General features: G+C 48.7%; 20 protein-coding genes. 15 read left to right on the forward strand and 5 right to left on the reverse strand.

Features of this window, described 5'->3' with window-relative positions; genetic code table 11:
- Positions 1–310: 310 nt before the first annotated feature.
- From ACYVEA_RS06340 to ACYVEA_RS06350, 3 genes are all read left to right on the forward strand, one after another.
- Positions 311–1633: an MFS transporter gene (locus ACYVEA_RS06340; protein WP_461112509.1), complete on the forward strand. Its 1323-nt coding sequence runs from the start codon at positions 311–313 to the stop codon at positions 1631–1633.
- 103 nt (positions 1634–1736) lie between these two features.
- Positions 1737–2534: an ion transporter gene (locus ACYVEA_RS06345; protein ID WP_461112510.1), complete on the forward strand. Its 798-nt coding sequence runs from the start codon at positions 1737–1739 to the stop codon at positions 2532–2534.
- Positions 2535–2676: 142 nt separating this feature from the next.
- Entirely contained in the window at positions 2677–4620 is a 1944-nt protein-coding gene (locus tag ACYVEA_RS06350) for a DNA polymerase III subunit gamma/tau (protein WP_461112511.1), read from the forward strand.
- Positions 4621–4631: 11 nt separating this feature from the next.
- Here ACYVEA_RS06350 and ACYVEA_RS06355 read toward each other — a convergent pair whose 3' ends face one another.
- Positions 4632–5198 carry a hypothetical protein gene (locus tag ACYVEA_RS06355; RefSeq protein WP_461112512.1) on the reverse strand — a complete coding sequence of 189 codons (567 nt, stop codon included), beginning with the start codon at positions 5196–5198 and terminating at the stop codon, positions 4632–4634.
- A 149-nt stretch (positions 5199–5347) separates the two neighbouring features.
- Positions 5348–6466 carry a tetratricopeptide repeat protein gene (locus ACYVEA_RS06360; RefSeq protein WP_461112513.1) on the reverse strand — a complete coding sequence of 373 codons (1119 nt, stop codon included), beginning with the start codon at positions 6464–6466 and terminating at the stop codon, positions 5348–5350.
- Positions 6467–6566: 100 nt separating this feature from the next.
- Here ACYVEA_RS06360 and ACYVEA_RS06365 point away from each other — a divergent pair, with 100 nt between their 5' ends.
- The 9 genes from ACYVEA_RS06365 (at position 6567) to ACYVEA_RS06405 (ending at position 15254) form a co-directional block, all read left to right on the forward strand.
- Positions 6567–7802: a M16 family metallopeptidase gene (locus ACYVEA_RS06365; protein ID WP_461112514.1), complete on the forward strand. Its 1236-nt coding sequence runs from the start codon at positions 6567–6569 to the stop codon at positions 7800–7802.
- Positions 7799–8278, forward strand: coding sequence for a 2-C-methyl-D-erythritol 2,4-cyclodiphosphate synthase (gene ispF, locus ACYVEA_RS06370; RefSeq protein WP_461112515.1), 480 nt, complete (start codon positions 7799–7801; stop codon positions 8276–8278). Before ACYVEA_RS06365 ends, ispF begins: the two co-directional genes overlap by 4 nt.
- 19 nt (positions 8279–8297) lie before the next feature.
- Positions 8298–9428, forward strand: a complete 1131-nt coding sequence (locus ACYVEA_RS06375) for an amidohydrolase family protein (RefSeq protein ID WP_461112516.1) — start codon at positions 8298–8300, stop codon at positions 9426–9428.
- Positions 9429–9524: 96 nt separating this feature from the next.
- A complete protein-coding gene (locus ACYVEA_RS06380) occupies positions 9525–10625 on the forward strand; it encodes a mandelate racemase/muconate lactonizing enzyme family protein (protein ID WP_461112517.1) in 1101 nt (366 codons plus the stop codon).
- A 4-nt stretch (positions 10626–10629) separates the two neighbouring features.
- A complete protein-coding gene (locus ACYVEA_RS06385; protein ID WP_461112518.1) occupies positions 10630–11190 on the forward strand; it encodes a GNAT family N-acetyltransferase in 561 nt (186 codons plus the stop codon).
- A gap of 86 nt (positions 11191–11276) precedes the next feature.
- The gene (locus ACYVEA_RS06390) at positions 11277–12560 is read left to right on the forward strand and encodes a serine hydrolase domain-containing protein (RefSeq protein ID WP_461112519.1); all 1284 of its coding nucleotides are present in this window, start codon (positions 11277–11279) and stop codon (positions 12558–12560) included.
- Positions 12561–12613: 53 nt separating this feature from the next.
- Positions 12614–13255 carry a cysteine hydrolase family protein gene (locus ACYVEA_RS06395; RefSeq protein WP_461112520.1) on the forward strand — a complete coding sequence of 214 codons (642 nt, stop codon included), beginning with the start codon at positions 12614–12616 and terminating at the stop codon, positions 13253–13255.
- A gap of 131 nt (positions 13256–13386) precedes the next feature.
- Positions 13387–14433 carry an aminopeptidase gene (locus tag ACYVEA_RS06400; RefSeq protein ID WP_461112521.1) on the forward strand — a complete coding sequence of 349 codons (1047 nt, stop codon included), beginning with the start codon at positions 13387–13389 and terminating at the stop codon, positions 14431–14433.
- Between the two features lie 29 nt (positions 14434–14462).
- Positions 14463–15254: a DUF3108 domain-containing protein gene (locus tag ACYVEA_RS06405; protein WP_461112522.1), complete on the forward strand. Its 792-nt coding sequence runs from the start codon at positions 14463–14465 to the stop codon at positions 15252–15254.
- Between the two features lie 75 nt (positions 15255–15329).
- On the opposite strand, the gene ACYVEA_RS06410 is transcribed toward ACYVEA_RS06405, so the two are convergent.
- Positions 15330–16304, reverse strand: a complete 975-nt coding sequence (locus ACYVEA_RS06410) for a GNAT family N-acetyltransferase (protein ID WP_461112523.1) — start codon at positions 16302–16304, stop codon at positions 15330–15332.
- 63 nt (positions 16305–16367) lie between these two features.
- On the reverse strand, positions 16368–17777 hold the full coding sequence (dnaA, locus tag ACYVEA_RS06415) for a chromosomal replication initiator protein DnaA (RefSeq protein ID WP_461112964.1): 1410 nt from the start codon (positions 17775–17777) through the stop codon (positions 16368–16370).
- 315 nt (positions 17778–18092) lie between these two features.
- Between dnaA and ACYVEA_RS06420 the strand changes: the two genes are divergently transcribed.
- The 3 genes from ACYVEA_RS06420 to ACYVEA_RS06430 are packed head-to-tail and all read left to right on the forward strand — an operon-like array spanning position 18093 to position 22352.
- Positions 18093–19430 carry a methylmalonyl-CoA mutase family protein gene (locus ACYVEA_RS06420; RefSeq protein WP_461112524.1) on the forward strand — a complete coding sequence of 446 codons (1338 nt, stop codon included), beginning with the start codon at positions 18093–18095 and terminating at the stop codon, positions 19428–19430.
- A 22-nt stretch (positions 19431–19452) separates the two neighbouring features.
- Positions 19453–21657 carry a methylmalonyl-CoA mutase gene (scpA, locus tag ACYVEA_RS06425; protein WP_461112526.1) on the forward strand — a complete coding sequence of 735 codons (2205 nt, stop codon included), beginning with the start codon at positions 19453–19455 and terminating at the stop codon, positions 21655–21657.
- Positions 21658–21692: 35 nt separating this feature from the next.
- Complete coding sequence (locus ACYVEA_RS06430; protein WP_461112527.1) at positions 21693–22352, forward strand: Uma2 family endonuclease; 660 nt, start codon at positions 21693–21695, stop codon at positions 22350–22352.
- A gap of 48 nt (positions 22353–22400) precedes the next feature.
- On the opposite strand, the gene ACYVEA_RS06435 is transcribed toward ACYVEA_RS06430, so the two are convergent.
- Positions 22401–23474: an NHL repeat-containing protein gene (locus ACYVEA_RS06435; protein ID WP_461112528.1), complete on the reverse strand. Its 1074-nt coding sequence runs from the start codon at positions 23472–23474 to the stop codon at positions 22401–22403.
- Positions 23475–23731 lie beyond the last annotated feature (257 nt).

The raw sequence follows: 23731 nt of genomic DNA on the forward strand, positions 1-23731 counted from the left end.
ATTTGTTTGATGAATAAAACGAGAAAAATGGCGGAAAAAGTCTACCACATAGGCAAACAAAATGATATAGTCCTTTCGGACCTAAACCGAAATGGCGTAGTATGGAAGAAGGTCGGTATGTAGACGAGCTTGGCCATTGGTTTTGCGCAGAAAACGCGGACAATGTTAGAGAGATTATCCGGGTCTTGCAATTAAAATAACGGATTTTTTACAAGATAGTTCGAGAACGGTCAAAACATACTTATTAATCACGAAGTCCTATAATTCCTGCCTACTAGGCACGTCCATAGACTACTTATCTATCCAACTTATGTTAACCGGCTTACCGTCATCGTCTTACCCACTAACGCTGAGCCGAAGTCAGTCATTACGCTACGCTGTCTTCTTTTATTTATACGTTATGCAGGGGCTTCCAGCAGGTTTTGCGTTGACTGCTCTGACCAATTATTTAACGGCCAAAGGCGTAAATCCAGCAGCGATTGGATCATTTGCGGCCATTGTCGGTCTGCCCTGGGCTTTTCAGTTTATATGGGGACCCGTTATTGACCGTTATCAACGCTCGGCCATGGGTCGGCGGAAACCCTGGGTCGTTGGCGCACAATTTATGGCGTTCCTAGCATCGCTGGGCGTCTTGTATGTGCGCGACCCAACCGAACAGATTGGAGTATTAGCCTGGTTTTTCTTTGGCCATAGTGTGTTTGCCGCTATTCAGGATGCAAGTGTCGATGCGATGGCCATCACGGTCATACCTGAAAACGAACGGGGGCGGGTCAATGCGTTTATGCGCGCTGGTTTTCTAATCGGGACAGGTGTCGGCGCGGCCGTATTTTCTCAGCTTTTACATGCGTACGGCTTCTTTACCGCAGCCCTCACTCAATCACTTTGTTTATTGACCCTAACGTTACTGACCGTCTTCATTCGCGAACGCCCAAACGATCGGCTGCTTCCCTCATTCAGCCATCGGGTACCGACAATGATTCATCCCCTACAGCTACAACGTAGTGAGCAAACCGACCCCAATTTCCGATGGCTGTTTACGGAATTATTTAAAGGTCTTTTCACCAAACGGAGTCTATTTTTGTTTGGCTCCGTTGTGGCAGCGTATGTCAGTATCAGTCTTTTTCTGCGGGCCTACAATTACCACCTGATTCAGAGACTCGGCTGGGCTGATACGTCGGTTTCCCTTCTAACAGGTACGTATGGCATGGTCGTCGCTACGGTTGTAGCCCTAACGGGTGGCTTCGTGGCTGACCGGATTGGACCGCGCCGTTTATTGATCATTATGTTGGGTCTTGTTGCCGTTTACCTACTCGCATTCAATGCGCTGTCAGACTTCTGGATTCGGCGGGAAATTGCACAGACAGGCCTGGTAGCTCTGTATTTTATGGACCCCAGCATTAGTGTAGCGGCTATGCCCGTATTAATGACGCTTTGTCGAAAAGGCGTGGAAGGTTCACAGTTTACTACGTATATGGCCTTCATAAATCTATCCGACATTGCCGGATCGTTTTTGACAGGGCATGCATTAACCTATTTCCAGGCACCCACAATTGGTTTATTTGCGGGGGGCCTGGCAACTATTGCTATGCTCGTGGCCCTATATACCCTAAACTACTACCGCACAGCGAGATAACTGGCAAACTGTAAATTACATCTGACTATTTTTCTTCAGGTGTAGGCAAAAACAAGTTCAACATTTGCGTAGTAGATTGCAGAACGACCTACCGTTCTCGCTCATGCTACACTTTCGCAAATTTCTGTATCGCATTCTCGAAATTTCAACCGGCAAGCGTCGGGGATTGAGCCTCATTTTCAATTTACTGTTGATTACGATCATTACGTTGAATGCCATTGCGATTGTACTCCATACAGTGCCAGAGTATAGTAAACGATTTTCGCGGTTATTCACCGATTTCGAGTTGTTTTCTGTCGGCTTCTTCACTATTGAATACCTGCTGCGTCTCTGGGTTTGTGTCGAAAATGAAAAGTATACCCATTGGTTCTGGGGTCGATTACGCTACGTTTTGTCCACATCAGCCATCATTGATTTTCTGGCTATTTTCCCCTTTTATTTCTCGCTGTTCGCTACTGATCTGGCCATCGTCCGAATTCTAAGGCTGTTCCGCATTTTTCGACTGTTTCGCATCTCGAAATATTCACATGCGTTTCGTATGATTCAAAGTGTACTACGCGAGAAGAAAGAAGAGCTAATTCTCAGCACGATACTGGTTGTTTTCATGCTGATTATCGTATCGAGCATTATGTATTACGTCGAGCATTCGGCTCAGCCTGATCAGTTCTCGAGCATTCCAGCAACCATGTGGTGGGGCGTAACGGCAATGACTACGGTCGGTTACGGCGACATTCATCCAATTACACCCTTAGGCAAATTGTTGGGCGGCATGACAGCCATTGTAGGCATTGGCCTATTCGCCTTACCAACCGGTATTTTGGTATCGGGCTTCAATGAGCATATTCGGGCGCATAAGACACCCCGTCGGACTTTCTGCCCACACTGCGGGAAGGAAATTTAAGATTTTGCTCTGATTACTACCGTTCGTCAGCCCTTTTCCTGCCACGTCCTACCGTTTTACCAGAGAGGTTTAATTAGACATCTCGAATCGAACTGCTTCACGCCAACGTTTGAAATCCGCCCCGGTCGTGCTAACTTTGGGTATGGAAAATTTCGTGGTCTCGGCCCGCAAGTACCGCCCTGCCACCTTCGACACCGTCGTGGGTCAGGAGCACATTACCACCACTCTCAAGAATGCCATCAAGACCAATCACTTAGCTTCGGCATTTCTGTTCTGCGGGCCGCGCGGAGTAGGTAAGACCACTTGCGCCCGGATTCTGGCCAAAACCATCAATTGCCAAAACTTAACGGCTGACGGCGAAGCCTGCGACACTTGCGAGTCGTGCGTAAGTTTTAATCAGAATGCCTCATTCAATATTCACGAGCTGGATGCAGCCTCGAATAACTCGGTTGAAGACATCCGTAACCTGATTGATCAGGTGCGTTATCCGCCCCAGTCGGGGAAGTATAAAATCTACATTATCGACGAGGTGCATATGCTCTCGTCGGCAGCTTTCAACGCGTTTCTAAAAACGCTGGAAGAGCCTCCTTCCTACGCCATTTTTATTCTGGCCACCACGGAGAAACACAAAATTCTGCCGACAATTCTGTCGCGTTGCCAGATATTTGATTTTAACCGGATTCAGCCGCAGCATATTGCCAGTCACCTCGCCGGGATTGCCGAGAAAGAAGGCATTACGGCGGAAACCGAAGCGCTTGATCTGATTGCTCAAAAAGCGGATGGTGGGCTGCGCGATGCACTGTCCATGTTCGACCTGAACGTTACGTTCGCTGCCGACCGGATTATTCGCTACAAGGAAGTGCTGGATAACCTGCACATTCTCGACTACGATTATTACTTCAAACTAACCGATTTGCTGCTGGCAGGGAATTTGCCTCAGAGTCTGCTAACGGTTGACGAAATTCTGCGGAAGGGTTTCGACGGGCATCAGTTTGTTGTTGGGTTATGTCGCCACTTCCGGGATTTATTGGTTTGCAAGGATGCCGCTACGGTTCAATTGCTGCAAGTGACCGAGAACGTTCGCCGGCAATACCTGGATCAGGCCGTTCGGGCACCCATGTCGTTCCTGCTATCAGCGTTAAGCATTGGTGGTCAGTGTGATATGAATTACAAGCAGGCCAAAGACCAGCGGCTGCACACCGAACTGTGGCTGATGAAGCTGGCTAACCTGCGCAACCTGCTCAACTGGGAAGCGCTACCCGATTTTCCGATTAATGGATCGCGCAGTGGGGAATTTAATGCGACAGGGCAAGTAATCACAGATAAGGGGGGGCCAGAGGTCGCTGAAAAAAAAAACGTCGAACGGACGCTCCCCAATCCACCCTCGCCTGATGCCGTCCGAAAATCGGAACCAGATGAGCTAGTCCGACCGGCCGAAAACCAAATACCCGAAACGCATCCCGTTACGAGTGAACCCGTAAACGGCTATCGGTCCACTACGTCCCCAAATGGTACGGCGCCCCACGGAACCGCGTATCAGAATGGACATGCAACGGCGACAAATGGCGTAGCAACGGCCCCGGCTAAACCCCAGATCGTGCCGCCATCGCGCCCGGCCAGTAGCCGGTTGCGTTCGACCGTTCCGCTAACGACCGGCCCGGTCCAGCTACTGGCCGATACAATCACCGAAGTAATTACCACGGCCCAATCCCGGCCCGATCAATCTTTTACGTTCGAGGAGTTGCAGGCTACCTGGATGACGTTTTCAAAAAACAGGTTGAAACAGGTCGATTCCGCCACAGAGCAACTGGTTCTCAACCGGGATTTTGTCCTCGATGGTACTACCATTCGCCTGACACTCGACAATACGTTGCAAGTTGGTTACCTGACCGATTTAAAACCTGATCTGCTGGGGTATCTACGTAGTGAACTCCAGAACAGCCAGATTCAATTGGAACATACGGTGACGTTGCAGGAAGTCAAGAAGATGATTTACAGTTCGCAGGACAAATTCAATTTCCTGGCTGAAAAGAATCCGGCTTTACACGAACTACGAAAGGTCCTGAATCTGGAAGTCGATTACTAGTCGATTTGCGTTTAGGCTATAATGGGTTGACCAGTTATAGGCTTTGTGCGGTATACCCTGGGAACGCGTGTACCCAAGGTGCTACGTAGACTCTTGGGCTCTGCAACGATGCGAGCGCCTGTCCATGTAGAGGCAATTACCATACCGGCTGCGATGAGGATGATATCTTTCAGGATATACTGAGCGGCCAGCGAAGGGGCGTGATGTGGTCCAGAAAAAAGCTCACCCGGAAAAAGCAGTACAGGCGCCATGGCACCAATCATCTGGGCAGCCATTAACCACACACCTACCCGTAAAAAACGACCCGTAAGAAAACAAGCGCCGATAACGCATTCCAGACCAGCCACAAAATCCATCGCATTATGGCCTGTAAATAAGCCCAGGGTAAGAATGGCTGTCGTGCGTGTGGCCAGCGATTCTATCGGACTGATACCAGGAAAGAACTTCAGCACCCCAAAGCCGAAGAAAACAAGACCCAGACAAACACGGAGAATATTGACACTATGGGCTACTAACCAACTGTTAATACGTGTATCCAGACGATCGAATCTAGTAAACAGATCTGTTGCAGTGTTCATATGAGTTGAGTTAGTTCATGTGTTGGTACTAACGCAAATTTATCTCACATGGATTGCCGGCTTGAACTTCTATAGGATATTTCTGTATTTTTTGAATAGCGCCTAACAGCAGTCCAAAACGCCCAAACGTTCCTTCTGTCTGTCAAGCTTCACCCTTTGAAAGCTTTCGCTTCCTTGACCAGCGATTTATACTCGCCCACAGCCAGCGCTTTTTTATAATACATTTTTGCCCGATTATGGTCATTGGCACGAGCGGCAATACGCGCTAAACCCGCATAGGCAAAAGCTTTGTACTCTTTGGTATAGGCGTCATCAGACGGTTGCTTTAAGGCAATTTCGTAGAATTCAGCCGCTTCCTTGTCGTTTTTATCGGCCTGCTCCATCAGCATGCCCGAGAACGTATTGAAAGCCAAGGGCACCAGTTTATTGGGCATTTGCCTGAGCCGTTGCACAAAAGGCCGTGCTTCAGCATACCGGCCAGCCAGCAGCAAAGCCTCCGCATAGGTCATGGCAAATAGTGGATTATTCGGATATTTTTCCACTAAATACTTCATATACACACTCGCCCGAACCGGATTCGTCTCGTGCTTAAGCAGCAGGTGAGACAGGTAATAATTCGCCACAGGACGCATGAACACGCCCCGGCGCGTTGCTACGTCCATTTGCTTCAAGCCCAGGGCAATATCGCCGTCGGCAAAGAAAATCATGAACGGTCGAACAACGGGGTGATCCATTGGGTAGCGCTCCACGTAGTAGTTATAGAGTCCGCTCGTGAAGTAGAAATCCGGATTTTTCTCCATCAAGGCAAAGCCATCCCGAAGATAATTATACGCTTTTTTTGATTCCCCAACGGCTTTTAGCGACTCGCCCTGGTTGTTGTACAGCGATGCCATATAGCTATGACAGGTAAGCATAAAAAAGACGGCTTCGGGATCGTTTCTGTCCTTTTCCAGCATCCGCTTCGACATCTCCAGTCCCTGGCTAACAGCCTGCACAAACTGCGCTACAGCGGCTTTATTTTCCGACAGCGGCAAATTCTGTATGTCCAGTTGGGTGGCCCGCAAAATTGACGCCACCGGATGCTGTGGATAGCGGGCCTGAAGCTGCCGGATCAGCGCTTCAGCCTGCGGAAACTCCAGATTATAAATATTGTCGAGCGCCTTCACAATGATTTGTTGAGCAGCGGGATCGCTCATGACCTGGGCGGGGGCCATCAGTGGCAAACAAAGCCAGATCAGGGCTAGAAAAATAGTTTTCAGTAGAGACAAAGCAGTCGTTCGTATTACGTCGTTTGATTCTATACGGTCAGAACCTTACTTTTGTTCAATGCGTAGTATCTAAAGAGAGCAGTACGCAACCGTTTTTTTCATGATTCATTACGAACAATTTGTCCTGGACAATGGCCTGCGGGTATTCGTCCATGAAGACGAGTCTACACCGATAGCGGCCGTCAATATTCTGTATAATGTTGGTTCCCGCGACGAAGATCCTTCTAAAACAGGCTTCGCACACTTGTTTGAGCATTTAATGTTCGGGGGATCTAAGAACATTCCGACCTACGACGAACCGCTGCAGAAAGTTGGGGGTGAAAACAACGCCTTTACCAGCCCCGACATCACCAACTACTACATTACGTTACCGGCGGCTAATCTGGAAACAGCGTTCTGGCTCGAATCGGATCGAATGCTTAGCCTTTCGTTTGACCCGCAGGTACTTGACGTGCAGCAAAAAGTCGTAATCGAAGAGTTCAAACAGCGTTACCTGAACCAACCCTATGGTGATGTCTGGCTCAAACTACGTCCGCTGGCTTACCAGCAACATCCTTACCGCTGGGCCACGATTGGCAAAGACATCAGCCACATCGAGAATGCTACGCTGGATGATGTGAAGTCATTCTTCTTCAAGTATTATTTGCCCAACAACGCCATTCTGGTGGTGGCTGGGAATGTAACCGTCGATCAGGTCAAGCAGCTATGTAACAAGTGGTTCGCGCCAATTTCAGCAGGTGATACCTACATCCGGCACCTGCCCAAAGAACCAATCCAGACCGAAGCCAGAAAGTTGGAAACTTCAGCGAAGGTCCCGCTGAACGGGCTTTATAAAGCGTATCACATGCCCGGTCGATTTGAGTCTGGTTTTCACACCGCCGACCTCCTGAGCGATATGATGGGACGTAGTAAATCGTCAAGGCTTTATCAGCAACTGCTACGGAATAACCCCTTGTTCAGCAATATTGGCGCCTATATCACGTCCTCCATAGACCCAGGTCTGTTAGTTGTACAGGGAACCCTGAACGAAGGTATTTCGCTCGAAGAGGCCGATGCGGCTGTGGAGTCAGTTATTCAGAAATTTATTGACCAGACCGTGCCGGAGGAAGAGTTAACGAAAGTAAAAAACCAGACCGAAGCTACGCTTGCCTTCTCGGAAGTTGAACTGCTGAATCGGGCGATGAATCTTGCTTATGCGGCCAACGCAGGCAATCCCGATTTAGTGAATCAGGAAGCCGCCCAGATTCAGGCCGTCACACCCGACGATATTCAGGCATCAGCCCAGCAGATTTTGCGCAAAGAAAATTGCTCGACCTTGTATTATAGAGTCGCATGAAAATCCGGGTAGGACAAGGGTATGACGTTCATCGACTGGAAGAAGGGCGGCCCTTTTGGCTGGGCGGCATTCTGATTCCCAGTACATTCGGGCCAGTTGGTCATTCGGATGCGGACATCGTGTGCCATGTATTATGTGATGCGTTATTGGGAGCCGCTAACATGCGCAACATTGGCTACCATTTTTCGGATAAAGACCCGCGCTGGAAAGGTGTGGACAGTAAACTCCTGCTGGCTGAAGTCCTTCGAATGGTACGTAGCGCAGGCTACGAAATTTCGAATGTGGACGTAACGGTCGTGTTGCAGGAGCCTAAACTCAATCCGCACATTCCAGCGATGAAAACCTGTCTGGCCGACGTAATGGCCATTCCGGAAGACGATATTTCTATAAAAGCCACCACTTCCGAGCATATTGGTTTTGTGGGGCGGGGCGAAGGCATTGCCGCTCATTGTGTGGCGCTTATCTTTAAGGATTAGTTTGTAAATACAACCGTTCATGAAACACCTGATTTACTTCTTCGCCTGTCTGCTGCCGGGGTTAATTGCCTGTGGTCAAACGCCCAAAACGGCTAAACCACCCGAACCATTGGGTTTTGAAGAATATGATCCTGTTTCGACGCTGAAAGTACCGGAGCACAAGGTGACGCATTCCAAATATCCATTCATTGATGTCCACAACCACCAGTGGGACATGGACAAGGCAAATTTGAAACCGCTTCTCGCTCAGATGGATAGCCTCAATATGGGCATTATGGTTAACCTGAGCGGCCGGGGTTGGGGCAGCGTCGAACAAGGCACCGAATTTTTCGATAAGGCGTTGGCCAATGCGAACAAGACCAATGCGAAACGACTTGTGCTGTTCACAAACCTTAACTTCGACGAGGTCGGTAAAAAAGGCTGGACCGAAGATGCTGTCAAGCTCCTGGAGGCCGATGTAAGAAAAGGCGCTCATGGGCTCAAGATTTTCAAGAATCTGGGCCTGACCAACAAAGATGAGACCGGCCATGTGCTTCGGGTTGACGATCCGCGCCTTGACCCAATCTGGGCGAAATGTGGCGAACTGGGCATTCCTGTATTGATTCATACCGCCGATCCTAAATCGTTCTGGGACCCAATGGACCGCTACAACGAACGCTGGCTCGAACTCAAGCTTCATGCTGGCAGGAAACGGGCCGCCAACGATCCTGTCCCCTGGGATCAGCTCATCGCCGAGCAGCACAACGTATTCCGCAAACACCCGAAAACGACATTCATTGCGGCCCACATGGGTTGGTATCCAAACGACCTGACTAAGCTCGACAGCCTGATGACGGTTTTCCCAAACATGAACGTCGAAATTGGCGCTGTGATCGCGGAATTAGGCCGTCAGCCAAGAGCGAGCCGGAAGTTCTTCGAGAAATATCAGGACCGGATTCTGTTCGGGAAAGACAGTTGGGTGCCGTCTGAATACGCTACGTATTTCCGGGTGCTCGAAACCGACGATGAGTATTTTCCTTACCACAAAAAATACCACGCGTTCTGGCGGATGTATGGTATGGGCCTACCCGACGAAATCCTGAAAAAAGTTTATTACAAAAACGCATTACGTATCATTCCCGGCCTGGATAAAAGCCAGTTCCCCAAATGACTCTTTAAACACAGAGAAAACAGAGAACTCACGGAGTAAACGGAGATGTCTCTGTATACTCGGTGTTTTTCCTCTGTTTACTCTGTGTTTAAGCCAATGAAAATCACACAAATTCTCCTCTACGCTTACGACATTCCGCTTAAAGCACCCATCGCCATTTCGCTCGGCACGATGGAACACGCCCGGAATATACTGGTTGAGATTCAAACTGACGAAAGCATTACGGGTTGGGGCGAAGGCTCGCATTTGTGGATGATCGTTGGCGAAACCCAGGCATCAGGATTAGCAGCGGCAAACGACATGGCCAGGCTATTGATCGGCCGTGATCCACTCGATATTGAAGGCTGTATCAATACGTTGACGCGCTACCTGCCCGGGCATTCCACTACCCGTTCGGCGTTCGACATGGCCCTTTACGACATTGCCGCTAAGGCGGCAAGGATGCCGCTCTATCAGTTTTTGGGCGGATCAAAGCGGGTACTCGTTACGGACGAAACGATTTATATCAACACACCCGAACGAATGGTGGAAGACGCGCTGCGTATTCAGGAAAAAGGGGCTGAAGCCATTAAAGTGAAACTCGGCACTAACCTGCGCGACGACATTGGCCGCGTAGAAGCCATTCGAAACGCGATTGGTGACGGAACGCCCATCCGTACCGACGCCAATCAGGGCTGGGACGTAGTGACAGCGCAGGCCGTGTTGCGCGCCATTGGGGACTGGAACGTTCAGTATTGTGAACAACCAATCAAGCGGTATGATATTGCCGGTTTGCGGCAAATCCGGCAAAGCTCAACCGTTCCGATTATGGCCGACGAGAGCCTGTTCGACGCGACGGACGCCATCCGGCTGGTACGTGAAGAAGCGGTTGATTATTTCAACATCAAACTCTCCAAAAGTGGCGGAATTTTTGAAGCGCTCAAAATCAATGCTATTGCCGAAGCCGCCGGAATTCCGTGTATGATCGGGTGCATGTCAGAATCTCGATTGGCGCTAACGGCCAATGCGCATTTTGCATCCGCCCGTCAAAACGTTCGTTTCTATGATCTGGACGGTTGTTTTGAACACGCTGATGATCCCGTTTACGGCGGCATTACGTATCACGGTTACCAAATCGAACTGCCTGAAACGCCCGGTATCGGTGCCGAAGTGGATTCGGCGTTTTTGAAAAAACTACCGTCGCAGATCATTGCCTGAATTTATGCTTACCGTTACCACTGTTCAATCCGACGCCGATGTGCGCGGTATTTTAACACTTCAACAAGCCAATCTCCGCAAGAACGTATCCATTGATGTGCAGGTCGATCAGGGTTTCGTGACGGTTGAACACGACCCGAACGTACTGGCTCGTATGAATAAAACCGCTCCCAGTATCATCGCCAAAGACGGCGCCACGGTTGTTGGCTACGCCCTGACGATGTTACCCGAATTTGGTACCGACGTACCGGAATTATTGCCGCTTTTTGAATTGATTGAGACGCTTTTTTACAAAAATCAACCGTTAAGCCAGTACGATTGGTACGTGATGGGGCAGGTTTGCGTGGCCGAAGGCTACCGCGGGCAACGGGTATTTGACCGGATGTTCCAGCATCATCACGACGTATACGGGGATCGCTATCAATTGCTCATAACCGATATTTCAGCCAATAATACCCGTTCGCTACGTGCCCACGCCCGCGTTGGATTCGAGTCGATTCATGAGTTTCATGACCCGGCCATTGGCGAAACCTGGGTAGTGGTCGTCTGGGATTGGGGTAAGTAGAATGGTTTCGGTTTACGGTTTTTGGTATTCGGTTTACGGCGAACCGTTATATGCCGTAAACTGAAGCCTATAAACCGTAAACCGAAATGCGCTTCCTCATACTTTTCCTCTTTTCGACATCTTTCCTCTTTGCCCAGTCTGTTCCTCAAACCTTCACAATCGCCAAATCTCCCGCCGACGCTGGTTTCTCAGCCGACCGATTGAAACGGCTCGATACGTGGCTACAGGACTTAATCGACAAAGACATTGCGCCGAATGCCGTTACGTTCGTGGCGCACAAGGGTAAAATTGTGCACTATAAAGCCTTCGGTTACAGCAATCTGGCAAAGAAAATACCGCTCAAACGAGATGATCTCTACCGCATTGCCTCCCAGTCGAAGGCGATCACGACGGTCACGCTGATGACGTTGTTTGAGGAAGAGAAATTTCTGTTAGACGACCCTATTTCGAAATACATTCCGGCCTTCAAGAATCCGAAAGTACTGGTTACCTACGACAAAAAAGACCCGACTGGCGGAAACTACGAAACCCGACCGGCGAAGAGTGAAATTACAATCCGGCAATTGCTGAGCCATAATGCGGGGCTTCCCTACGAACACCCACTCGATCAGCGGTCTGAGTTTAAGGTGCCATTTTTCAACTCGACCGCGTCCGACAAACTCGAAGACGTAATCAACAAACTGGCCAAACGCCCGCTCCTCCGCGACCCCGGCACTGACTCCACCGGGGCAGGCTTTACGTACGGCCTGAACATCGATGTCATTGGGCGTTTGATTGAAATACTTTCCGGGAAGCCGTTTGACGTAGCTATGCGCGAACGGGTGCTGGAACCGCTCGGAATGAACGATACGTATTTCTATCTGCCTGACAGCAAAGCCAGCCGCTTGGTCGAGTTGTATAGCAAATCGAGCATGGACAAACCACTAACCCTACACACCAACGAAACGTACCGAAATTTTGCCACTACGGGTGCCAGAACGTTTTTCTCAGGTGGAGCGGGACTGGTCAGCTCTGCGGAAGATTATGCCAGATTTTGCCAGATGCTGCTCAACGGTGGCACCTTCAACAACAAACGGATTCTAGGCCGTAAAACCATCGAAATGATGCTTCGGAATCAGATTGGGGCTGCTGAAGTCTGGGACCGCAAAGACAAATTCGGGCTTGGTTTTATGTTGATTACCGAAAATTCTCACTACGGCGATCAGGCATCGCCAGGTTCCTACAACTGGGGCGGAATGTACTGTTCCGAGTTCACAATCGACCCGAAAGAAGACCTTATCCTCCTGATTTTTACGAATGTACACCCTTACGCCTATTACGGCGATTTTGTGAAGAAATTCCGAATTGCCGTCTATCAGGCGTTGGAGTAAACACGGAGGTTCAGCTCCTTTCGGTATCAATTCGTCGCTAAAACCAAACTGTTATGAATCCGCAAAAAACTGCCGTTATCCTGATTGAATATCAGAACGATTTTACATCACCGGGGGGTAGTCTGCACGACGCTGTTAAAGACGTAATGGGCTCGACCAACATGCTGGAGAACACCCTTGATCTTGTCGCAAAAGCCCGTGAGGCTGGAGCGGTTCTTATTCATTCGCCTATTAGTTTTCAGGAAGGTTATTTTGAAATCACGAAACATCCGTATGGCATTCTGAAGGGTGTGGTGGATAGCCAGTCGTTCCGCAAAGGCTCATGGGGTGTCGACATTATTGATTCACTAACACCCCAATCCGGTGATATTGTGCTGGAAGGAAAGCGCGGCCTGGATGCTTTTGCCAGCACCAACCTCGACTTTATACTACGTAGTAAAGGCATTGAAACCATAGCCTTATGCGGTTTTCTGACCAACTGCTGTGTAGAATCTACAATGCGCTCAGGCTACGAAAAAGGATTTGAAGTTATCACCCTTACCGACTGCACAGCCACGCTCAGCGAGGAAGAACAAGCCTTTGCCTGCGCCAAAAACTTCCCGATGTTCTCCAAACCCATGACCCATGATCAGTTTCTGGATGAACTAACGGGCGAAAGTGTTCAGGAAGTAGAAACACGGGGTTACTCGGCCTGAACGTATCAGCCGTTATTCAAATCATAGAACCGGGCTACTCCGATGAGTGGTCCGGTTTTGTTTTATCGTTCACTCCCTCCCCGTCGTTGTTTAACTTTACAGCAAATTTTTGTATTAGATTATTCCAACCGATGCGTCGAAAAATTGCTCTGGTTATTATAGGGGTTCTAGCTGCTTTAGTTGTCTGGCAGTGGGACCTGGTTAGTTACGGCTGGATGCAGGCACGTGGTCAGGTACGCATATTATGGAATACCAAACCCGTTGCCGAGGTGCTTGCCGATCCGGCCTACCCTGATTCACTAAAGAAAAAAATAGAACTTATCCGAGAAATAAAGCGTTTTTCCATAGATTCGCTCGGATTAGACAAATCGGGAAGTTATGAGTCGTTTTACGATCAGGAGGGAAAACCCATTTTATGGGTCATTACGGCCGCCGAACCCTATCAACTGATTGCCAGACAGTGGCATTTCCCAATAATTGGTACGTTCTCCTACAAAGGTTTCTTTGAAAAAGATCGTGCCGATTCGACGGTTTCTGAACTGAAGCGGGAAGGATTGGACACGAGAGTTGGGGAAGTATCGGCCTGGTCGACGTTAGGTTTCCTAAACGACCCCATTTTATCCAGCTTTCTGGAACGACCCGAGGGCAGTCTGGCGGAATTGATCATTCACGAGCTAACACATGGTACGTTGTTCGTGAAAAATAGTCTGGAGTATAATGAAAACCTGGCGGATTTTGTAGGGGAGTATGGAGCGCTTCGATTTCTGGCGCAGAAGTACGGCAAAGCATCGGCGCCTTACCAGAACTATCTGGCCACTAAAGCGTTTTATGAACGATACGACAACCATGTCTTGCGTGGCACACAAACGCTGGATAGTTTGTACCGGACGTTTAAACCCACTACGCCAATCGCTATCAAAGATTCGCTGAAGTGGCAGACTATTGAGCAAATTGTTGTGTCGTCGGACACAATTACCGACCAACGCAGCCAGTCAAGTGTACGCTCAATAAAAAAACGGCGTCTTGGCAAACTAAACTTACCCAATAATGCGTACTTTATTGGGTATTTAACGTATCGAAAACAGCAGAACCGTTTTCGGCAGGAATTTGAACATAAATTCGGAGGGGATTTCAAACGGTATCTGACTTACCTGAAAGAAACCTATCCATCTTTATAAATTAACCCTACCAACGGGTAGTAACCCGCATGAAAAAGTTTTTAATTGGCATCGGTATACTTTCTGTTCTGAGCACTGGATTTATTGCGCTGAACGCATATCGGCGTGTTCCGAATAATAGCTTTGGACCCGGTGAACACATCGAATATCGGGTTCATTATGGCTTCATCAACGCGGCCGAAGCCATTGTAGACGTTAGCCCCACCCTTTATAAAGTCAACGATCGTCCCTGCTATCGGGTCAACGTGGATGGTCGTACGGTTGGTGCCTTTGATCTGGTTACCCGTGTTCGTGATACGTGGCGGTCCTACATTGACACGTCAGCTATCTTGCCGCAGAAATTCTACACCAACCTTCAGGAAAACAGTTATCGGAAGGAAGAAAATATTACGTTCAATCATGAAGCGAACACCGTAAAAGCCGAAGAACGTACGGAGAAAGATGTATTCAACGTACCGGACAATGTACATGACCTCATCAGCGGCTATTATTTCCTGAGAACGATTGACTTTAACAAGATTAACAGCGGTCAGGTTATTGAAGTACCCGCCTTCTACGATGACACCGTTTATAATATGAAAGTGCGCTATCGGGGCAAAGACGTAGTAAAAACGAAGCAGGGCAAGATTAATGTTATCAAGTTAAACCCCGTACTGCCGCCGGGCAACGCGATGTTTAAGCAGGAAGAATCAATCCGGATTTTTGTATCCGATGATACGAATAAAGTGCCGGTTAAAGTGGAAGTCGATCTGTGGATTGGCTCTATGGTGATGGATATGAAACGCAACGAAGGGCTTAAGCAGCCTTTGAAATTTTATTAACTTACAGGCATCAAAAAAGGCGGGCCACAGTTCAAAACTGTGGCCCGCCTTTTTTGATGCCTGCTTAAGCCTTATTCACCGGCCACGTACTACGTTCACTACTTTTCTAGCAATGTTTTCAACCACACTTAGCCGATTCCAGCGTACTGTATAGAACGGCTCTTCAAAAGCGCCAAAACTCCGATAAAAATCTCGGATAGACGGCTTTTCCGGACTTTCAAAATCAAAAATTAGCGCATCGCCAGCCTTTTTCCGGATCATCTGGTCAATCAGCAGCGTGCGGGCATTTCCCTGACGACCCGCTTCCGATGCCGCGTTGAAGAGATAAATTATCCGATCTCCTTCCTGAACAAACAAGGCTCCGGCTTCAATACGATGCTCACGGGTAGCATACCGTAGCACGACCAGATTCCGTTTGTTCAGTTCAGCAACCAAGTTTCTGAATATGTCATAAGCCCAATCAGCCACACCGCCGTCGATGCCGTTAGCCTGATATTTGCGAAATAATGTCAGTAAAGGTTCTGGGTCAGTCGAGTCAATGATTGTCCAGTTAGCCAGGTGAGCCCGACGCAGATTGGAGGCACGGTCGTGGGAGTAGCGTTGTGAAATGCGTTCATACCCAATCAACAGATCAAGAACATGTGTCGTTTGCGTCTGGAACGTACTGAATGACAATTGATTAACAAAGGACTTCCGTATGCTAAACATTGATCCGTAGCGAAACTCCTGCTGCATAAGCTGGAAAAATGGCACTGTATCAACCGATTCATCCCGACTAAAAATGTTCAGGAACTGACAAAAAAAAGGCTGATGCACGACCCAATGGTACGCTATGCCAGCCACTCGCTTTCGACGTAGTGGAATGGGCATAACGGCCTGATATTGACCATTAATATCCACATTCACAATACCAACCCATTTCCAGTCCGGACCAGGCAGAACGGCGTCTAAATACCAGGAGTAACCATATAGAATCCGTTGTGAAGAAGCAGCCACGCTGGCATCCCAGGCAGAAGAATTGATTTGATGGCGCGATAAAACTTGCAGCATTTTTATCTTTTGACAGGATAAAACGGACATAAAAAATCCCGTTTTATCCTGTCAAAAAGGAAGTTATTTAAACTGCGTTTTCAGTTTCTCAACAATCTCGCGCGTTTCGGGGTGTTTCATCACCAAATCACTGATGGTCTGGATAGCGTGAATGACCGTACTGTGATCACGTCCACCGAAATGATACCCAATGGACTTAAGCGACAGATCCGTTTTTTCTTTGGCCAAATACATAGCCACCTGTCGGGGATGTACCAGTTCTCGCTTACGACTCTTGGCTTTCAAATCGGCAATTGTTACGTTGAAATAACTGGCCACGGCTTCCTGCACCGTATCGATAGTAACTTCACGTTCTGAGTCTACGACAATGTTACGTAACGTATGCTTGGCCAGTTCAAGGTCGATTTCCCGTCGATTCAGCGATGCCTGCGCCATGAGTGAGACAATGACACCTTCCAGTTCCCGAACGTTGGTATTGACGCTATGAGCCATGTACTCAATCACGTTACTGTCGATATAAACGCCTTCGGCCTGCAGTTTCTTCTGGATGATAACGATTCGGGTTTCAAGATCGGGCGTTTGCAAATCGGCCGACAGACCCCATTTAAACCGGGACAGTAGGCGATCTTCTAGTCCATCCAAGGCTCGTGGAGCCCGGTCGGAGGTCATAATGATCTGCTTGCCCGACTGGTGAAGGTGATTGAAAATATGGAAGAAAATCTCCTGCGTTTTTTCCTTCTTCTGCAAAAACTGCACATCATCAATTACCAGTACGTCTACCTGCATGTAAAACGCTGTGAAGTCGCGAATGCCATCTGAGCGGACGGCATTCAGGAACTGGTTCGTGAACTTCTCCGAGGTTACATACAGGACGAACTTATTCTGATTATTATTCTTGATAAAGTTACCGATGGCCTGCACCAAGTGCGTTTTGCCCAGTCCAACCCCCCCATAAATCATCAGTGGATTAAACGACGTAATACCCGGCCGCTCGGCCACGGCATAGCCCGCCGACCGAGCCAATCGATTGCAATCGCCTTCAACGTAATTATCAAACGTATAGCTTGGGTTCAGGTATGAATCAAGCGTAAGCGAATCAAGGTCTTTAAAAATAAACGGACTTTTGATCAGATCCGGGTTAACATTATCAGGCTTAGCCGTTTGGGTCGATTTCGTTGTAGGGATATTAACCGTCAGTGGTCTGTTCTGCTCGTTGCCTTTATCAACAATAATGGAATACTCCAGTTGCCCATCGCGACCGATAGCCGTGTCGAGGGCTTTTCGTAGGGCATGCACAAAGTTTTCTTCGAGCCATTCGTAGAAAAACTCGCTCGGTACCTGAATCGTTAATACGTGACCATTGAGCTTCAGCGGCACGATTGGCTCGAACCACGTATTGAAGCTCTGTTCGGGTACGATTTCCCGGATGACGGTCAGACAGCGATTCCACACCGTCGTTACTTCACGCTGCATGCCTATCTGGGTTGTTACATTCACGGGGGTACATCACAGTTACGTCGGGGTCGCAAAAAAGGGAGACAAATGTAGAAAATTATTTGACCGTACTCCGTAAAGCAGGGCACGTTTTTTTTAATGGTCTACCTCAGGCTACGTCGTTCCCTTTCCCAATGTTAAGCTAAAATTACGCGTTTCATACTGAACGTCAAGGAAACAAATCAATCCCTTTGAATAATGCAACGGCAGGCTCTTATTGTCGGTATAAATGCGGTTTTTCCCTGAAAAGATAAAAAGACTACTTTTACTAACACATTGTCCTGAACTCATCTGATGGAGCCGCTTTTTTCAACTCTGTTTCCTGTTACCGATAAAGCGGCCTGGCTCGCACAGGTCCAAAAGGAACTAAAAAACGAACTGGCTTACGAAAATCTGCTGTGGCAGCCAGATGCGGGGTTCACCGTTGAGCCCTACTATACAGCCGATGAAATGAATCAGGGGCTGCTTAAAATGATTCAGGATAGCCAGAAACAGGCCCCCGGCTGGTTAAATGCGCCCGAGCAAGCGATTTTCGATGAAAAAAAGGATAATTTACGCCTGCGTGATGCACTCACCCGCGGGGCTGATGCGCTTGTTGTTAGCCTTTCTTCTCAAACGGATTTACCCCGATTGCTAAACGGCATCAAACTGAGTGATACACCCGTCTTTTTCCGGCTGGATGACGGCGTAGCCGTTACTGATTTTGTAAAGGCATTAAAAACCGTAGCGCCTTATCAGCTAAAAGGGGGTTTACTAACCGGTGCTGGTATATCAACAGCAGAGATAATACGGTTAACCGCAGATTCGCCTTTGTTCCGCACGATTTGCGTTAGCAGTCAGGCGTTTCATAATGCGGGCGCTAACGCTACGCAGGAACTGGCCTTTACACTGGCCTCACTGGCAGATATGTATGATCAACTCACGGAGGAGGGCCTACCGATTAATCAACTCGCTCCTAAAACGCTGTTATCCATATCAGTAGGTACGAGTTATTTCCTGGAGATTGCAAAACTACGTGCCCTTCGGATGCTCATGAACCGCATCATCGCAGCTTATCCTACCTCCACTATCATTCATCATTCATCATTCATCATTCATTGTCAAACCTCCACTTTCTACGATTCCACAGCCACGCCCTATACAAATCTCCTTCGGTCGACTACCGAAGCAATGGCAGCCGTTGTTGGTGGTTGTGACGTACTGACAGTCCACCCCTATGATACTGTTCTGGGCACTTCGAACGATGACTCCGCTGATCGAAGTCACGCCGACCGCATCGCCCGTAACGTATCGGTTTTGTTAAAAGAAGAAAGCTATCTGGACAAAGTTGCGGATCCATCAGCGGGTTCCTACTACATCGAAGCCCTGACGAGCCACTTGGTTGATGCTGCCTGGACGTTGTTTCTGGATGTCGAAAAACGAGGAGGGTTTACAAAAGCCTTTGCCGATGGATTTATTGAACAGGAAATTGATCAATCCTATCAGGCGAAAGTCGAAGCGATACGTAGTGGAAAGGTTTTGGTAGGTGTTACCAAGTTCCGGTTTGACGAGCCTTCTGACCAAACCAATACCGTTTCTGGGAATGGGACTGGTCCACTACCCGATCGACGACTGGCCGGGAAGTTTGAGTAAATCCGTTGTAATATCAACAAGCATGAGACCCGACTTCACCAATATACAGAATACATCATTACCAGGTAGTGTGAAAGGCGCGCCCCCCCTGCCCCCTGCCCCACGCCCTACGCTCTTCACTACGTCCGAAGGCATCAAACTGAAGCCTCGTTTCACGATTGCGGATTTGGCCGAGGCTGACCATTTGAATTATGCAGCTGGGATTCCGCCCTTTCTGCGTGGTCCCTATGCCAGTATGTACGTCCGTCAGCCGTGGACGATTCGACAATATGCAGGCTTCTCGACGGCCGAAGAATCGAACGCATTTTACCGACGTAATCTGGCGGCTGGACAAAAAGGGCTGTCGGTGGCTTTCGATCTGGCCACTCATAGGGGCTACGACTCCGATCATCCGCGCGTGGTAGGCGATGTAGGCAAGGCGGGCGTCGCCATCGATTCGGTTGAAGACATGAAAATCCTGTTCGATCAGATTCCACTCGATCAGATGTCGGTATCGATGACCATGAACGGGGCCGTGTTGCCCATTATGGCATTTTTCATCGTAGCTGCCGAAGAACAGGGCGTTGCACCCGAGAAACTTTCCGGAACCATTCAGAACGATATTTTGAAGGAGTTCATGGTACGTAATACGTACATCTACCCGCCAGAACCGTCCATGCGGATTGTCGGCGATATTTTTGCCTACACGGCTCAACACATGCCAAAGTTCAACTCCATCAGTATCAGCGGTTACCACATGCACGAAGCGGGCGCGCCAGCCCACCTGGAATTAGCTTACACCCTGGCAGACGGACTTGAATACATTCGTACGGGACTGCGGTCTGGTATGGGCATTGATGACTTTGCCCCTCGTCTGTCCTTCTTTTGGGGTATCGGCATGAATCACTTCATGGAAATTGCCAAACTGCGGGCCGGACGACTGCTTTGGTCTAAGATCGTGAAGCAATTTGCCCCAACGAACACAAAATCGCTGGCGTTACGAACACATTGTCAAACGTCCGGCTACAGCCTGACGGAACAGGACCCATTTAACAACGTAGCACGAACGACTATTGAAGCACTGGCAGCGGTGCTGGGCGGCACGCAGAGCTTACATACCAATTCGCTGGACGAAGCCATCGCCTTACCAACCGATTTTTCAGCCCGAATTGCCCGCAATACACAACTTTATCTACAGTACGAAACGGACATTACCCGCGCTGTTGATCCCTGGGGTGGCTCCTACTACGTTGAGTTTCTGACTCAGCAGTTGGTTGAAAAGGCATGGGCCTTGATGGAGGAAGTCGAACAGTTAGGCGGCATGACAAAAGCCATTGAAACGGGACTGCCCAAACTACGTATTGAGGAAGCAGCCGCCCGGAAACAAGCCCGGATCGACGGAGGAAAAGATATCATTGTGGGCGTCAATCGTTACAAACCCGATGTAGAAACGAGTATCGAACTACTCAACATCGATAATCAGGTGGTGCGTGACACCCAGATAAAACGATTGAACGAGATCAAGGCGAACCGGAACCAGGAGAACGTAGCCAAAGCGTTGGTAGCTATTACGGAGGTCGCTTTTACTCCACCTCCAGCCCCTCCCCTTAACCAAGAGGAGGGGAGCCTTGCCCCACGCCCCATGCCCCAAGCTCCTAACCTCCTCGCTCTGGCTATTGAAGCGGCTCGCCACCGCGCTACGTTAGGTGAAATTTCTGACGCTATGGAAAAAGCTTTTGGCCGTCATAAGGCCATAATTCGGGCAATATCTGGTATTTATTCGGCTGAAGTCTCTGACGATGAGAATTTCCGGCTAGCCCGCGAAATGAGCGACCGTTTTGCGGAACTCGATGGTCGTCGTCCCCGGATTCTGGTTGCAAAAATGGGACAGGATGGTCACGATCGGGGTGCGAAAGTCATCGCAACAAGTTTTGCCGATCTGGGATTCGATGTAGACATGGGTCCACTCTTTCAAACACCCGCCGAAGTAGCACGGCAAGCAGCCGAGAACGACGTGCATATTGTGGGGGTGTCGAGTCTGGCCGCTGGTCACAAAACACTGGTGCCCCAATTGATCGAGGAATTAAAGGAAATCGGTCGCAATGACATTCTGGTTATTGCCGGGGGAGTTATTCCAGCACAGGATTACCAGTTTCTCTACGATGCGGGTGTTCGGGGAATTTTTGGGCCAGGAACCGTCATTTCGATAGCCGCTCAGAAGATTCTGCGGGAGTTGATGGGGGAGTAAGTTTTTTGTATCTTCACATAAGAACAACCAACTACATGACCGACGAATTCATTGCCGAACTGTTTGACGCGCCCGATGCCAAACTGATTATTGCCCGCGTACAAGCTATGCTGGACGATGAAGCTCAGCAACGGAAGGCGTTTTATGAGTGGTTACAAGATGATATAAAAGCTGAATTTATCAATGGTCAGATTATTATGCATTCGCCTGTCAAGCGAAAGCATTTACGGGCGAATGGAAACTTGACAACTCTGTTACGCATCTACGTTCAGACGCATCATTTAGGTGAGGTAGATACTGAAAAAGCCATGGTATCGCTTACCCGAAATGACTACGAACCCGATATTTGTTTCTGGCGCAAGGAAGTAGCCGATGAATTCGATGACGAAACCATGCAACATCCAGCCCCTGACTTAATTGTTGAAATTCTATCGAAAGGAACGGCCAAGCGCGACCGTGGCATTAAATTTGAAGATTATGCATCGCATGGTGTTCGCGAGTATTGGTTAATTGACCCAACAAGGCAGACGGTCGAGCAATTTCGTCTAGATGAAGAATTTATGGCTTTCGACGCCGTAGGTAATTTCCATCTTAACGATACAATAACTGCTTTGACTGTACCAGGCTTTACAATTCCGGTAAAGGCTATCTTCGAAACAAAAGCGAATCATGATGTATTACGGCAAATGTTTTAATAGTTTGCATTCATCGAGCAATAAGTCGTGGCAAATCGTCCTATAACATCATCCTACCCGCACTAACTTTATCGGATACGTTTTTTTGGAATTCCACTGAGCAACGTATAAACTTTCGTCCTCATCGACTAGTACGTCGTGGGGGTGCAGAAATGGGGCAAAGGCCCTATCTTTTCGCTGCTCCAGTAACTGGTTGTCTTTGTAAACTGGCTCCGAACCACCGGGTGTTGATACAACTTTATTAGTCTTATCCAGAATCTGAACATAGCCCGAATCAGGATACGCATCGGACGTACTGCGAAAAACAGCGCCGTAAATCATGTCATTATGCAACACAGGACGACAAATGTAGGAGCCGGGCAGTGCGATGGTTGACAAATAGCTTCCATCCATTGAGAAGCGTTTCAGGCAGTTATGTCGTCGGTCGGTGATAAGCAACGTAGGCCCCGAAATACCGGCTACCTGGTTCTTTCGGGTATCGACTAAAATGCCATGGCAGCAGTCAAATTGCCCGTTTTCGGCGCCTTTACCCCCCCAATGGCGAATGTACCGTCCCGTTTTATCGTACTGCGTAATGTAATTTTCACCGTACCCATCCGCTACGTAAATATCCCCATTGGTGGGATTAATGGACGTTTCGGTAGGTTTAAACTGCGTCGGATGCGCATAAACGCCCGTTTCTTTCGGATAGTCAATTTTCAATATTTCGCGGCCTTTCAAATCTGTTTTGATAACCTGATGGCGGTCGGTATCACTAATGAACAGAAACTGTTCTCCCCCTTCGTTCGCTAGCGACAAACCGTGTGCACCGGGATAAGAATTTCCCCAGCTTTCGAGCAGCTTTCCCGATTTGTCGTAAATCAGTACGTTGTTTTTAGTCTCGTTCGTCAGCAAAATAATGCGGCCTTTCGCATCCTGCACCATTTCGTGGCAATCGTTCACCGGATTTTTGCTGGCATCGAGTACACCCCAGTTCGGTACGGCACGATACCGATAGCCACCGTGCCCAACAATCGTTTCTTCAATTTTTGGCTTAGCACCAAACAGGATCGTAGGGATGGCGATTCCAGCGGCTGCCGTGGTGGCTGCCTGAGCAAGAAAGGTTCGGCGCGTACTTTTCATAATGGGTTTCGGAAATAATCCTGTCTACTGGTTCGGACACGAATCGTAGGTTCAGTATCAGTACAAACCAAAGTCGCTTCTTTCTTTTTTTTACCGTTGAGTCCGCATTTTCGCCAGATGTCACTTTGTTAGATTAACCTGCTACGTCTCTACGCTCATCAAGCGCTAATAATTTGACATAGGGTCGGTTACCAAATCGACTATAACAAAGAATTCCCCGTTGCTATGTGGCAACGGGGAATGGCAATTTTTTAGCT

The sequence above is a fragment of the Spirosoma jeollabukense genome, assembly GCF_054777855.1.